This is a genomic window from Mycobacterium sp., assembly GCF_049683355.1.
Taxonomy (GTDB): domain Bacteria; phylum Actinomycetota; class Actinomycetes; order Mycobacteriales; family Mycobacteriaceae; genus Mycobacterium.
The window spans coordinates 1-12,552 of sequence record NZ_JBAUJB010000041.1; the positions used below are offsets into that span (position 1 = coordinate 1).

The window sequence follows — 12,552 nt, forward strand, 5'->3', positions numbered from 1 at the left end:
GTCGAGGGTGCATTGTCGGAAACGATTTTCCATGACGTTCCGATCCGCGGTCCGGGGCGACGCATTCTCCGAAAGGCGCTGGTTCCCATGGTCATGTCGACCATCATTCCGGTCCGGGACCTACGGCTTGCCGAACTCCACGGCGCTGGGTTGCGCCGGCTGGGCATCACGCATGGCGAGCTCATCGAGACGGGAGCCAGTGAGTATCCGCGCACAGCATTCTGGGGACAAGCGCTCTACGAACACACCGATAGATTCGACGGATTGATTTGGCGATCAAGGCAGTTCAATGACTCGCTCGCACTGATGCTCTGGGGTGACCGGGTGACACGATTCACCGACATCAACCCACACCCTGGTTCCGCTCCAGTTCCACTGTTCGCCGGCGACGGATTCGAGAAAGTCAGGGAGTTGGCTGAGGCAGTGGCGATCACCATCGTGGAGTGAGCACCGTCACCACGTGTCGACGAACCGGCCCCGTGACGGCGCCGGTGTATCCACCGCCGCGAGCGTCGCGGCGATGACCGTGCGGGTCTCCGCCGGGTCGATGACATCGTCGATCTCCAACAGCATCGCCGCATTCAGGGCCTTCGCGTTCTCCTGTGCAGCGGCCGTGGCCTCCCGCACCCGCTCCTCCCGCTCGTCCGCGTCGGTGATCGCCTCGAGTTCCTTACGCAGACCCAGCCGCACCGCGCCCTCCAGGCCCATCGGTCCCAGATGCGCTCCCGGCCACGCGACCGTCAGCACCGGCTCGTGCAAGCTGCCGCCGGCCATCGCCTGCGCACCCAACCCGTATCCGCGCCGCAGCACGACTGCGATGATCGGTACCCGAACTGCCGCCCCGGCGACCAACATTCGTGATGCGCGCCGTACCAGCGAGTCCGCCTCGGCAGCCGGACCGACCATGTACCCGGGACAGTCGATGAGTGACACGACGGGCAGCCCGAACGCATCGCAGAGCTGCAGGAAGCGCGCCGCCTTGTCGGAGGCGGCAGCCGTGATCGCGCCCGCGGTGAACCGGGTGTCGTTGGCGATGACGCCGACGGGCCGGCCCTCGATGCGGGCCAGCGCGGTGACCATCTCCCGGGCGAAGCGCCGCCGAAGGATGGTCACCGACCCTTCGTCGGCGAGCGTCTCGATGATGGGGACGACGTCGTAGGCGCGCCGTTCCCGCTCGGGCACCGCAGTGCGCAACGTGGTCTGATCGGCCTCAGTCCACTCCGTCTGCGATCCCTGGAAGTAGCCGAGCAGACGCTTGGTCACCGCGACCGCCTCGGCTTCGTCGGCGACCACGACGTCGACGTTGCCGTTGGGTTCCTGCACCGACATCGGCCCGACCTCGTCGGGCGGCACGTCGCCGAGACCGCCTCCCGCGATCATCGCCGGCCCACCCATGCCCAGTGACGCGTCCTCGGTCGCGACGATCAGATCGGAAGCGCCTGCGATGACGGCGTTTCCGGCAAAGCAGCGTCCCTTGACCACGGCGATGCGCGGTACCACTCCGGACAACTTCGCCCACAGTGCGAAGGCGCGGGTGTCCAGCGCGGACACCACGGGATAGTCGGTGTCCCCCGGCCGGCCGCCGCCACCTTCGGCGAAGAACACATTGGGCAGCCGCATCCGGTCGATCAGCTCGAAGAGCCGGTCCTTCTTGCGGTGCCCCAACGCGCCCTGCGTCCCGGCGAGCACGGTGTAGTCGTAGGACAACACGGCGCACGCTGAGCGCTCGTCACCGAACTGGTTCCCGTTGATCCGGGCAGTGCCCGCGATCAGGCCGTCCGCAGGGGTGCGGGTGATGAGGTCCTCGACGTCGCGGCGCATCCGCTGCGGGGCGATCGCGAACCGGCCGTACTCGACGAAGGAGCCCGCGTCGACGAGGTCCTCGACGTTCTCCCGCGCGGTGCGCCCGCCACGAGCGTGTCTGCGTGCCAAGGCGTCGGGCCGCGCCGCGTCCTCGGTCAGTGCGCGCCGCCGCAGCAGCTCCGTCAGGTCGGGGCGCGGGCCTTCAGGCTCAGACATTCCTGGAGGATAGGTGCGCCGGGATGGACGTCGGGGCAGACCCGCGCTGAGTGTTCGTCAGGAGGCGCTGTCCGACCCCGGGTACAGCGAGGGTCCGACGGTCGGGCAGTGTGTGTTCTCTTCGACGCGCATCCGAGCCTTCGGCGCCCCTGCTGCGACTCCGGACTTCAGACCGGTAAAGGCCATGGCCGCGGCCACCACGAGCAGACCTGCCGCGATGGCGACCGCGACATGGAAGCCGGCGTCGAATACGTCCGGGTCGGCGTAGTCGGCACCGCTGATGCCGGCGAGTCCGGGTATCAGCGCCACCGCCAGCAGGCCGCCGCTGCGGGCCAGGGCGTTGTTCACGCCGGAGGCCGAACCGGCCAGATGGTCTGGGGCGGAGTCAAGTACCGCCGCGGTCAGCGGTGCCACGACAAGCGCCATGCCGGCACCGAACACCAGGGCTGCGGGCAGTACGTCGGCAACCCACGACGCGCTCGGTCCGATCCGCATCATCAGCAGCAGGCCGGCGGCGGCGAGCAGTGGGCCGACGGTCATCGGCAGGCGCGGCCCGATCCGCCCGGCGAGTGCCCCTGCCCGCGAGGAGAACACCAGCAGCACTGCCGTCACCGGCAGCAGCGCGGTCCCGGCGGCGAGGGGACTGAAGCCGGCGACCGTCTGCAGTTGCAGCACCAGCAGCAGGAACACCACTCCCAGAGCGCCGTAGATGAGCAGGGTGATGGTGTTGGCGACGCGGAAGGTCGTGTCGGAGAACAGCGAAGGCGGGACCAGGGGGCGGGCGGAACGACGCTCGACCATTACAAAAGCCAGCATCGCCAGCACCCCCGCGGCGACCGCAACAACCGCAGCCGGGCTCGCTTCCCCGTTGGCGAGTTCGGTCAGCCCATAGGTCGATCCGGCCAGACCCACCACCGCGAGGATCGTGCCGCTCACATCGAGGCCCGGCGCCGACTCGGTGTCACGGCTTTCGGGCACGCGCAGGACGGTCACCACGACGACTACCGCGGCCAGCGGCAAGTTGATGAGAAAGATGGCTCGCCAGCTGATCTCGACGAGATAGCCGCCGAGGAACGGGCCGACGGCGCCGGCCAGTCCGCCGATGCCGGACCAGGCGCCGATCGCGGCGGCACGGTCAGCCTTGCAGAACGACGCCGAAATCAGTGCCAGGCTGCCCGGGGTGAGCAACGCCCCGCCGACACCCTGCAACGCGCGGGCCGCGATCAGCATCTCGACGTTCTGTGCCAGGCCGCACGCGGCCGACGCCGCCGCGAACCAGATGACCCCGATCAGGAAGATGCGCCGCCGCCCGAACTGGTCACCGAGGGACCCGCCGAGCAGGATCAGTGCCGCCAGGGTCAGCGTGTAGGCGTTGATGGTCCACTGCAGTCCGACAAAACCCGCACCGAGGTCGCTGCCGATGTGGGGTAACGCAACGTTCACTACGGTGCTGTCGATCATCACGATTCCCGATCCGAGCACCGTGGCCACCAACACCCAGCGGCCCGCGGCGCTGCCCATCCTCAAGCCGCCGGCTTCGGTCACGCCTTCTCCGTACTCTCGGCGCGAACACCGTCCTGGCCGACGATCGCCCGCGTCATGTGTTGAGATGCTCGATGGCCGTGACGATTTCGGCGAGCACCGCGTCGACCTGCTGTTGGTCGTAACCACGCTTACCCAACGGTGCCTTGTTGAAGCGCACCCCGCGGATGTCGTCGGCGCACAGATGTCCGCGCCCCTCGAGCCTGCGCGCGGCCAGGGCGAGGAAATCGTTCACCGATTTCTCGGCGTATCCACGCTTGGGCCACGGCGGCTTCTCGAAGGTGGTGTTGCGCAGTTCCTCCGCCGTCAGCCCGCTGTCGCCCATGCTGTCGAACTCTATCCACAGCCTCGGCGACGGGTTGTCCACAGGCCGCGACGCAGCGGCGCCGCGGTGTCGGCGGTCGGGCATAACGTTCGGTCATGACGAACTGGATCAACACCGTCAGCCGCGACCACGTCGAACGCGGCGTACGGGGACGCTTCACGCAGGCCAATCACGGCAAGCCGCACATGCTGCGCAAGATGGCGCGTGGTGACTGGATCATCTTCTACTCACCGCGCGAGACGCACCCCGACGGCCCGCCGCTGCAGGCGTTCACCGCGATCGGCCGGGTCGCCGATGACGAGCCCTATCAGGTCGAGGTGTCGGCGGACTTCCAGCCGTGGCGGCGCAATGTGGACTTCCTGGAGTGCGAACCTGCACCGATCCGGCCGTTGCTCGATCGCCTCGACTTCATCGAGGACAAAGGACGCTGGGGCTACAAGTTCCGCTTCGGGGTCTTCCGCATCGACGACGCAGACCGCGAGACGATCCGGTCGGCGATGGCCCTGCCCACCGTCGAGGAGGTTACTGTGGACACGTGAGCAACACCGATGCCGCGCCTGCCGAAGTCGAGTGCGCCGCATCGCCATTCGCGGGTGTCCTGCATCCGCGCGAGGTGCCCCTGGGTGGGCCCCGGGCGATCCGCGTTCGCCGTACCCTTCCCCAGCGGGAACGGTCACTGATCGGTGCGTGGTGCTTCGCCGATCACTACGGGCCGCACGACGTGCGCGACGGGACCGGGATGGACGTGCCCCCGCATCCGCACACGGGTCTGCAGACGGTGAGCTGGCTGTTCAGCGGCGAGGTGGAGCACCGTGACAGCGCGGGCATCCACTCACTGGTGCGGCCGGGGGAACTGAACCTGATGACCGCAGGCGCGGGCATCTGCCACTCCGAGGTGTCGACGGCCAACACCTCGGTGCTGCACGGGGTGCAGCTGTGGGTGGCGCTGCCCGACGCCGCCCGCGACACCGGCCGCGACTTCGCCCGCTACATCCCCCGGCCCCAGTCCCGCGGCGCCGCCACGCTGCGGGTGTTCCTCGGCGAACTCGAGGGCGACCGTTCCCCGGTGCACACTTTCACCCCGTTGCTCGGTGCCCAGCTGGACCTCGATGCCGGTGCGGAACTGACCCTCGACATCGACGAGACGTTCGAGCACGGCGTGCTGCTCGACCAGGGCGTCCTCGAGGCATGCGGTGAGGTGCTCGCTGTCGCCGACCTGGCCTACCAACGTCCGGGCCACCGGCGCCTGCACCTGGCCAATCGCGGCGACGCTCCAGCGCGGGCGGTGCTGCTGGGCGGAACACCGTTCGACGAGCACCTGGTCATGTGGTGGAACTTCGTCGGCCGCAGCCACGACGAGATCGTGGCCTACCGCGAGCAATGGGAAGGCCACGACGACCGGTTCGGTGCCGTCGACGGTTACCGCGGCGCCACGGCTCGGCTGCCCGCGCCTCCGCTGCCGAACGGCAGATTACGGCCGCGCCGCAATCCTGCGCCGTGAATCTGGGTATAGGTGGACACCATGACTACCGACAAGACCGGCGCCCCCACCGACGTCACCGCCGAAGCTGACCGCTTCAGCATTTCGGTCGACGGGCAGAAGGCCGGCTTCACCGAATACATCGACCACGGCAACCAGCGCATCTTCCCGCACACCGAGATCGACGACGAGTTCGGCGGGCGCGGGCTCGGGACCATCCTGGTTCGCGAGGCGCTCGAAGCGACCCGGGATGCCGGCCTACGGATCGTGCCGATCTGCTCGATGGTCGCCGGTTTCATCGACAAACATGCCGAGTTCGGCGACCACGTCGACCCCGTCACGCCCGAGGTGAAGGAACTGCTGGCCAGCCGCTGACCCAGCTCAGAGGTACTGCGCGGTGCTGCCGGACAGCGGCATGCCCGGCATGCCCAGTTTCCGGTGATCCCAGCTGCGCATCCGGGACGGGATGACCCGCACACAGATCCGGTTGTTCATCATCTGGTCGACGAACGGGCGCATCTCCTCGCTGTAGGGCCCGGTGTAGCGCTCCCACACGCTGATGCCGACCCGAAGGTTGGTGTCGGGATCGTCGATGATCTCGGCCTCGCCGTCGATGGACACCCCGCGCAGCGTGTCGTAGGTCTGCCCGTCCTCGATCATCACGGTGATCGTCGGATCACGACGCAGGTTGACCGCCTTCTGCGACTTCGCCTTGGTCTCGAACCAGATCTCCCCGTCGAGCACGGCGTACCACATCGCGACCAGGTGTGGCCGGCCGCTCGGCAGCACGGTGGCCATCGTGGCCGTACGGCTGTGTTCGACGAATTCGGCGATCTCGGCGTCGGACATGACGATCTTCGAGCGTTCCTTGTTGCCCACGAGTCGATACTTTCAGGTCGCCGCTCCCCCACTCATCCGGGTTGTCACTTTCTGCATCCCGGCCTGCGTTTCGAACAGACGTGCGATGGGCACCCGGGGTGCGGAGGTGACGAGATTGACTGACAACACCAAGCAAGCGCCGAGCGAGAACGCGGAGAAGGACACGTCTCAGTGGGTGACCGGTGACGAACCCATGACGGGTGCACAACGCAGCTATCTGCACACGCTGGCCCAGGAGGCCGGGCAAGAGGTCCCCGAGGACGCGACGAAGGCGCAGGCCTCCGAGCTGATCGACAACCTGCGCCAGCAGACCGGCCGAGGCGACTAGACCGGTCAGTTTCGACTGCGGCACAACGGGAATACGCGGCCCATGGCTACATACCGCGTACTGAATCCCAAGGGAGACGTCGTCGACACGAAGGACATCGAGAGCGCCGACGACGCCCACGCCTGGTTCGTCGATCAGAAGGCCGACAACTCAGAGCTCGGCTGGCGGATGGAGGTCAAGTCCGGCGACGACGGGCACTGGGCGTTCTTCGACGACTCCGAGGGTTCACCGGACTGACCGGTCGCGCTACGGGCAGGGCGGCCGGCTCAGTAGAAGCTGACCGGCGGTAACGGCCAGAGGTTTCCGCCGCTGTTGCGACCCGCGAAGCGCACCGTGCCGTCGTGCGGTTCGGCCAACGTCAACAACCCGATCCGGCGGAACTGCCCGAGCGGGGGGCTGAGCGCGAAGCTCAGTTCATCGCCGGGGCCGAACCGTAGGTCGCGGCCGGTCGTCGAGGTGCGCGCCCCGAACAGCACCGGCTGCAGACCGGCGAGGTAGAGCCACAGCGAGGAGTACAGCGCGGCTACCGAATCGGTCGGCAGCGCGGCGTGGTGCAGGGGCGCGCCATCGCCGGACGACGCCAGCAGGAAGTCCTGGTCGCGACCGCGGCCGTAGGCGTCGGGGATCTTCACACACAGTTTGCGGACCGCGGTGTTGCGGCGGTCAGGACCCACCTGGACCACAGCACGATGCACGGACCCCGGCCGCAGCAGTGCGGCCGACCCCGGCACGCGGGCGTCGTCGTCGATGCGCAGGGTGGCATCGAACGTCTCACCCTCGGCATTGAACAAACCACCGGGCCAACCGAGCACCGCGCCGGCGGTCGCGCGGACAGCCTCCATCCCCGCAGACAGCACAGCGCGATCGTCCAGACGCACTCCGCCTTCATACCCGAAACCCGGAAATGAACGCCAACCAGCGTCGCGGCCCCTCAAATTTTGTGTCACCGGTGGGCCGCCGCAGTCAGTATGTTGTTTGCGGGGGTGACGATGGCCGCATCACAGAGTCCACGGTGGCTGCAGCCCAGCCACTACGACTGGCTCAGCGGCTACCTACGTGCCCGGGGCCAGACCACCCGGGTGCGACTGATGATGGGGCTGATCGCCGGCTCGTTGGCATTGAGTCTGCTCGTACTGCTGCTCAGCTCCGACGGACCGCGGGGCACCGTGCCGGTCGTGATGACCTGGCTGGCCGCGGGCTGCGGGGTGGCCGGCGTGCTGCTGTGGGCCTGGCGCTGGCCCACGCAGCGCCAGTCGCAGATGTTCGCCGTCGTGTCCAACGGTGCGGTGGCGCTGGCCTGTCTGGCCTATCCCACTCCGCTGGCGTCGCTGATCGGCTGCATCTCGTTCGCGATCATCGGTGCCTACATCGCGTTCTTCCATTCCACCGCGCTGGTCCTGTACAACTTCTCTGTCGCTGCGGGCGTCGCTCTGGCCGCAGCCGTCAGGCTGGCGATGTCCGGACACCCGGCCCTGGCCGTGGTCGACCTGTTCCTCGTCCTGCTGATCAACATCGCGATGCCACTGGCGATCCAGTTCCTCGTCCGGGCGCTGGGCACCGACCTGGTGCACGCCGCGCGTGACCCGCTGACCACGCTGCTCAATCGACCCGCGTTCTTCCAAGCGACACTCGAACTGCTCAGCCAGCGCGACACCACCGTGCACCACCTGTTCGTGGCGTTGGTGGATCTCGACAACTTCAAGGCGGTCAACGACACCCACGGCCACCACGTCGGCGATGCGGCACTGGTCACCGTTGCCAAGGCGTTGTCCGTCGCTGCCGGCCCGACAGCGGTGATCGGCCGCAGCGGAGGCGAGGAGTTTCTCATCGCCGCGCTGTCAGCCACCCCGGACACCGCACCGTTCGCCGGACGGATCTGTCAGACCATCGCCGGCCTGCCTGTTCCGGTGACCGCCAGCGTCGGCACCGTCTGTGCGCCGCTGGCCGGAGTACCGACGCAGGACGGGCACGCTCATCGGCTTCTCACGGTGATCGTGGCCGACCATGCCATGTATCGCGCAAAGCGAGCTGGGGGCAACCGCTTTCACCACCATGGCTTGCTGACTCCGCCGCCGGACGCAACAAGCACCGTGATCGGTTCCGGGCCGCCGGGGGTTTAGCGCGGCGGACCGCAGGCAACGTTTGACGGGCATGCGCACGATGACCTCTGACAAGACCGTCGAACTTCGGCAGCATGTCCCGGATCCACCCGCCGGCGCCGCTCGTCTGCGGTGGTGGGGTCCGGGTCTGCTGTGGGCGATGTCTGCGGTGGGATCGGGCTCGGTGCTGTTCACCCCGCGGGTCGGGTCCGAATACGGCTACGAGTTGCTCTGGCTGTTGTGGGGCGTCGCGATCCTGATGTGGGTGATGATCCGGGAGGCCGGCCGATTCGCGGTGGTCACCGGCCGGACTCTGCTGGACGGCTTCTCCACGCTCCCCGGTCCCCGCAACTGGGCCCTCTGGGTGGTTCTGCTGCCGCAACTCGTCGCCGCCGTGGCCGGGGTGGGAGGGCTCACCGCCCTGGTGGGCAGCGCATTCGCTTCGGTGCTCCCGGGTGGCCTGATGCTGTGGTCCCTGCTGCTACTGCTGATCACGACGGCGGTGGTCGTCAGTGGTGGCTACCCCGCCGTGTCCCGAGCGGCCCTGGTCTTGGCACTGCTCCTGGTGGCCATCACGGTGGTTGCCGCAGCATGGGTCTTCCAGCCGGACGGGGACGCGCGGGCGGGACTGGTGCCCGGCATCCCGTCGGACCTCAGCGTGCCCTTCGTCCTGCCTTGGATCGGGACGATTCTCGCGGGATCGATGGGCATCGTGTGGTTCTCGTACTGGACCGCCCGACGCGGGTACGGCGGCGGGATGAACAACTCCTCAACCGAGGAGCAGGGTGCCTCGCCCGAATCCGCGGAGGAACGGACGGCACGGTTGCGCTCGTGGTTCGGCACCCTGTCGAACACAGCGGCGGTCGGCGTGCTCACCGGAACGGTCATCATCACGGCGTTCCTGGTGCTCGGCGCCGAACTTCTCGCCCCGGCCGGGGTGGTGCCGTCGGGAATCGGGGTGGCCGACGATCTGATGCTGCTGCTGTCAGAAGTGTGGGGCACCGTCGGACACTGGCTGATGTTCACGGCGATCGTGGTGGCGCTCGGCGGCAGCGTGTTGGCGAACCAGGACGGATGGTCACGCGCGTTCGCCGACATCACCCTACTGCTGTCCGGAAAGTCGGGCCGCACGTGGACAGAGCGCCTCACCAGCTGGCGCCCGGAATCCATGGGCACCGCCCGAGCACTCAAGATCCTGTTCGCGGTGACGTTCACCGGTCTCATCCCGGCCGTCGTGATCGTGATGGTGCAGGATCCCGTCGCTGTCATGTCCGCGTCGGGAATCGTGGCCAGCGTGCATACCCCGTTCATCGTGCTGACAACGCTGGCCGTCAACCGCCGCATCCCCGATGCCTTACGGCCCAGCCGGCTTTCGATCGGGCTGCTGGGCTTCGCCGGGCTGTTCTACGGCGTCTTCGCCGTCCTCTACTTCTCGAACATGCTCGGCGTCATCGGAGGATGAGGCCTCGAACCTCAGGCCCTGCCGGTGCGCTCGCGGTGCTTGCACCCGGGCCAGCAGCACGGCCGCCGCTGGCCTTCCTCGAGCTCTTCCTGGGTCCTGCGGATCCGCCGTTCACGCGTCTTCTGCTGCTTGGCGTCCTCCACCCAACAGATGAACTCGTTGCGCGCCAACGGTGTGATGTCGTTCCACGCGGCGAGCGCGGTGCCGTTGGCACTCAATGCCTCGCGCAGGTCCGCGGGCAGTTCGTGCACCACCCCGCCCGCGACTTTCTGGCTGCTCACTCGGCCAGGATAACCGGGCGGGTGGTGCACCCATGGCACCCTGTCGTGGTGCATACCACCGCGGGATCACCGGCTCTGCGACTGGCCGGCGCACTCTGGTTGATCGCCGGTGTTTGGTATCTGGTGACGGAAGCCGTTGTCGCCGCGCAGATTCACGGCTACCGCTACTGGGCGGACTACATCAGCGACCTCGGCCAACCAGGGCGCTCACCATGGGCGTCCTGGATGAACAGCGCGTTCATCGCGCAAGGAGTGGCGTTCGCGCTCGGCGCTGCACTGGTTGTCGCCGCGATGCGACTGGGCTCCGGCGGCCTGCTGTATTTCGGACTGGCCGCGACCTACGGTGTCGGATCCGCAGCCGTGGGTCTGTTCCCCAGCGGAGGTGCTGACACCCAGGCTTTTGTGCATGTCGTCGGGGCGACGGCCGCGATCGGCGCAGGCAACCTGGCCGTCCTCTGCGCCGGAGTTGTATTTCTGCGTCGCAGCCGATTTCGCACCCTGGGTATCTCCGGGGTGACGCTGGGAATCGTCGGGTTGACCGCGGGCGGCCTTCTGCTGCTCAACGGCGTGCTGGACGCCCGCCTGCTCTTCGACGACGGTGCCTGGGAGCGGACGGCGATCTACACGATCATCGGGTGGCAGCTACTGGCAGGGGTGACGGTGTTAAGACAGCCGCACAGGACGAGGGAGCTCTCATGACGCTCAGCGCGGGCGGCCGGATAGGACTGGCCGGAGCGGCAGTCGTCGGGGTCGCCTTCGGGATGGCCCGGTATGCGTACGGTCTGACGCTGCCCGACATCCGCGACGAGTTGCGGTTGTCGGAGCTGGTACTCGGCCTGATCGCCAGCGCCACGTTCGCCGGCTACCTGACCGGACTGGTGCTGGCGGGCCCGCTGGCGGCTCGCCGCGGTGCACGCGCTCCGACAACCGTGGGCGGGGTCTGCGGTGCGGCGGGCGCGGTGATCGTGGCGGTCGCGCAGTCCCCCTGGCTGTTGGCCGTCGGCGCTGTGCTGGCCGGTGGCGCCGGCGGCTGGGTCTGGGCCCCGTACTCGGACATCGTGACGCGGATGGTGCCCCTGCGGCAGCAGCCAAGGGCGCTGGCCATCATCACGACCGGCACCAGCGGCGGACTCGTCGTGCTCGGCGGCTTGGCGATCTTCGCCGCGGTGGGCTCGTGGCGGCTGGTCTGGGTGGGCATCGCCCTGGCCGCGGTGGTCGCCGCTGTGGTGAACCTGCGGCTGGTGCCGCGAACGGAACCGGCCTCACGCCCGGACGAGCAACCGGACGCCCCGTCCCTCGCGAGAGCGCTACGAATCCCAGCCGGTTACTCCGTGGTGTACTTCGCGGCCGTCGTCATCTACTTCACCTACGCATCGGACGCGCTCGGCCGCGGCGACCTGCCGGCGGCCGCCGTCCCGGCGCTGTACGCGGCGATCGGCATCACCGGCGTGGTGGGTGTGGCGACCGGAGCTGCGTCACAGCGACTGGGTAGCAGCAGGGTCGCGGCGTTGTGCCTGGTGATTGTGGCCGCGGCGCTGGCACTGCTGGGGCTGGCCGGTGACTCGGTGATCGCGACGGCGGCCTCAGCGTGCATCTTCGGCGTGGGATACATGACCGGGTCGGCGGTGCTCGCGGTCTGGACCGCGGAGTTGGTGCCCGACCGGGCAGGCGCAGCGTTCACGGCGTGTCTGGTCGTGGGGGCCGTCAGCTCCGTCGCCGCGCCCGCGGTTGCCGGCGCGGTGATCCCCGGCCTGGGGCTGGGCACGGTGCTGGTGCTGACCGGGGCGGTGTCACTGCTCAGCGGAATGGTGCTGCTGCTCCATCGGTCGCCGTCCCCGGATCTGGGCGCGTAGCGGGCCCCCCTCAGGTGTCGGCGTTGACCTTGGCTTCACGTCGCCAGATGTCGCCCTCCAGACGCCCGGGTAGGTCGGCATCCTCGGCAACGAAGACGGGATCGACGCCGCTGTCGACTTGCCGCTGAAAGTCCTTGATCGCAGCGAACGCCCACTTGCCGAGCAACACGATCGCTACCAGGTTCACCAACGCCATCAGGCCCATGGCCACGTCAGCCAGCGCCCACACCGCGGTCAGCTGCGAGACGCCACCCACGCCGATCGCGACCAGCACCAGCACTCGG

General features: G+C 68.3%; 17 protein-coding genes. 10 read left to right on the forward strand and 7 right to left on the reverse strand.

Going from position 1 to position 12,552, the window contains the following annotated elements:
- On the forward strand, positions 1-447 hold a 447-nt coding region (locus WA944_RS02285; protein ID WP_526646209.1), incomplete at its 5' end, for an RES domain-containing protein.
- Positions 448-453: 6 nt separating this feature from the next.
- Here the strand turns inward: WA944_RS02285 and WA944_RS02290 are convergent.
- The 3 genes from WA944_RS02290 to WA944_RS02300 form a co-directional block, all read right to left on the reverse strand.
- Positions 454-2,019 (reverse strand): acyl-CoA carboxylase subunit beta, encoded by a 1,566-nt coding sequence (locus WA944_RS02290; protein WP_526646211.1) that lies wholly within the window; start codon positions 2,017-2,019, stop codon positions 454-456.
- Positions 2,020-2,076: 57 nt separating this feature from the next.
- Positions 2,077-3,540: an MFS transporter gene (locus WA944_RS02295; protein WP_526369914.1), complete on the reverse strand. Its 1,464-nt coding sequence runs from the start codon at positions 3,538-3,540 to the stop codon at positions 2,077-2,079.
- Between the two features lie 76 nt (positions 3,541-3,616).
- On the reverse strand, positions 3,617-3,886 hold the full coding sequence (locus WA944_RS02300) for a DivIVA domain-containing protein (protein ID WP_526369908.1): 270 nt from the start codon (positions 3,884-3,886) through the stop codon (positions 3,617-3,619).
- 95 nt (positions 3,887-3,981) lie between these two features.
- Here WA944_RS02300 and WA944_RS02305 point away from each other — a divergent pair, with 95 nt between their 5' ends.
- The 3 genes from WA944_RS02305 to WA944_RS02315 are packed head-to-tail and all read left to right on the forward strand — an operon-like array spanning position 3,982 to position 5,741.
- Entirely contained in the window at positions 3,982-4,425 is a 444-nt protein-coding gene (locus WA944_RS02305; RefSeq protein ID WP_526369910.1) for an EVE domain-containing protein, read from the forward strand.
- A complete protein-coding gene (locus tag WA944_RS02310) occupies positions 4,422-5,387 on the forward strand; it encodes a pirin family protein (RefSeq protein WP_526646214.1) in 966 nt (321 codons plus the stop codon). The genes WA944_RS02305 and WA944_RS02310 overlap by 4 nt, the downstream gene beginning before the upstream one ends.
- Before the next feature lie 21 nt (positions 5,388-5,408).
- Complete coding sequence (locus tag WA944_RS02315; RefSeq protein ID WP_526375445.1) at positions 5,409-5,741, forward strand: GNAT family N-acetyltransferase; 333 nt, start codon at positions 5,409-5,411, stop codon at positions 5,739-5,741.
- A 6-nt stretch (positions 5,742-5,747) separates the two neighbouring features.
- Here the strand turns inward: WA944_RS02315 and WA944_RS02320 are convergent, their stop codons facing one another.
- Entirely contained in the window at positions 5,748-6,245 is a 498-nt protein-coding gene (locus tag WA944_RS02320) for a pyridoxamine 5'-phosphate oxidase family protein (protein ID WP_526375447.1), read from the reverse strand.
- Positions 6,246-6,360: 115 nt separating this feature from the next.
- On the opposite strand from WA944_RS02320, the gene WA944_RS02325 reads away from it, so the two are divergent.
- Both WA944_RS02325 and WA944_RS02330 read left to right on the forward strand, forming a co-directional pair.
- Positions 6,361-6,573 carry a DUF3072 domain-containing protein gene (locus tag WA944_RS02325; protein WP_526371398.1) on the forward strand — a complete coding sequence of 71 codons (213 nt, stop codon included), beginning with the start codon at positions 6,361-6,363 and terminating at the stop codon, positions 6,571-6,573.
- 42 nt (positions 6,574-6,615) lie between these two features.
- Positions 6,616-6,810, forward strand: a complete 195-nt coding sequence (locus tag WA944_RS02330) for a hypothetical protein (RefSeq protein WP_163887513.1) — start codon at positions 6,616-6,618, stop codon at positions 6,808-6,810.
- Positions 6,811-6,839: 29 nt separating this feature from the next.
- On the opposite strand, the gene WA944_RS02335 is transcribed toward WA944_RS02330, so the two are convergent.
- The gene (locus WA944_RS02335; RefSeq protein WP_526371396.1) at positions 6,840-7,451 is read right to left on the reverse strand and encodes a hypothetical protein; all 612 of its coding nucleotides are present in this window, start codon (positions 7,449-7,451) and stop codon (positions 6,840-6,842) included.
- Between the two features lie 111 nt (positions 7,452-7,562).
- Here WA944_RS02335 and WA944_RS02340 point away from each other — a divergent pair, with 111 nt between their 5' ends.
- Positions 7,563-8,693 carry a GGDEF domain-containing protein gene (locus tag WA944_RS02340; protein ID WP_526371394.1) on the forward strand — a complete coding sequence of 377 codons (1,131 nt, stop codon included), beginning with the start codon at positions 7,563-7,565 and terminating at the stop codon, positions 8,691-8,693.
- A 40-nt stretch (positions 8,694-8,733) separates the two neighbouring features.
- The gene (locus WA944_RS02345) at positions 8,734-10,134 is read left to right on the forward strand and encodes an Nramp family divalent metal transporter (RefSeq protein WP_526371392.1); all 1,401 of its coding nucleotides are present in this window, start codon (positions 8,734-8,736) and stop codon (positions 10,132-10,134) included.
- Between the two features lie 11 nt (positions 10,135-10,145).
- Here WA944_RS02345 and WA944_RS02350 read toward each other — a convergent pair whose 3' ends face one another.
- Complete coding sequence (locus WA944_RS02350) at positions 10,146-10,415, reverse strand: YdeI/OmpD-associated family protein (RefSeq protein ID WP_526371390.1); 270 nt, start codon at positions 10,413-10,415, stop codon at positions 10,146-10,148.
- 48 nt (positions 10,416-10,463) lie between these two features.
- Here WA944_RS02350 and WA944_RS02355 point away from each other — a divergent pair, with 48 nt between their 5' ends.
- Positions 10,464-11,114, forward strand: coding sequence for a DUF998 domain-containing protein (locus WA944_RS02355; RefSeq protein ID WP_526371388.1), 651 nt, complete (start codon positions 10,464-10,466; stop codon positions 11,112-11,114).
- Positions 11,111-12,268: an MFS transporter gene (locus WA944_RS02360; protein WP_526646217.1), complete on the forward strand. Its 1,158-nt coding sequence runs from the start codon at positions 11,111-11,113 to the stop codon at positions 12,266-12,268. The genes WA944_RS02355 and WA944_RS02360 overlap by 4 nt, the downstream gene beginning before the upstream one ends.
- A 10-nt stretch (positions 12,269-12,278) precedes the next feature.
- Here the strand turns inward: WA944_RS02360 and WA944_RS02365 are convergent.
- Positions 12,279-12,552 (reverse strand): alanine:cation symporter family protein (locus WA944_RS02365; RefSeq protein WP_526646218.1); only part of this gene is annotated, 274 nt, incomplete at its 5' end.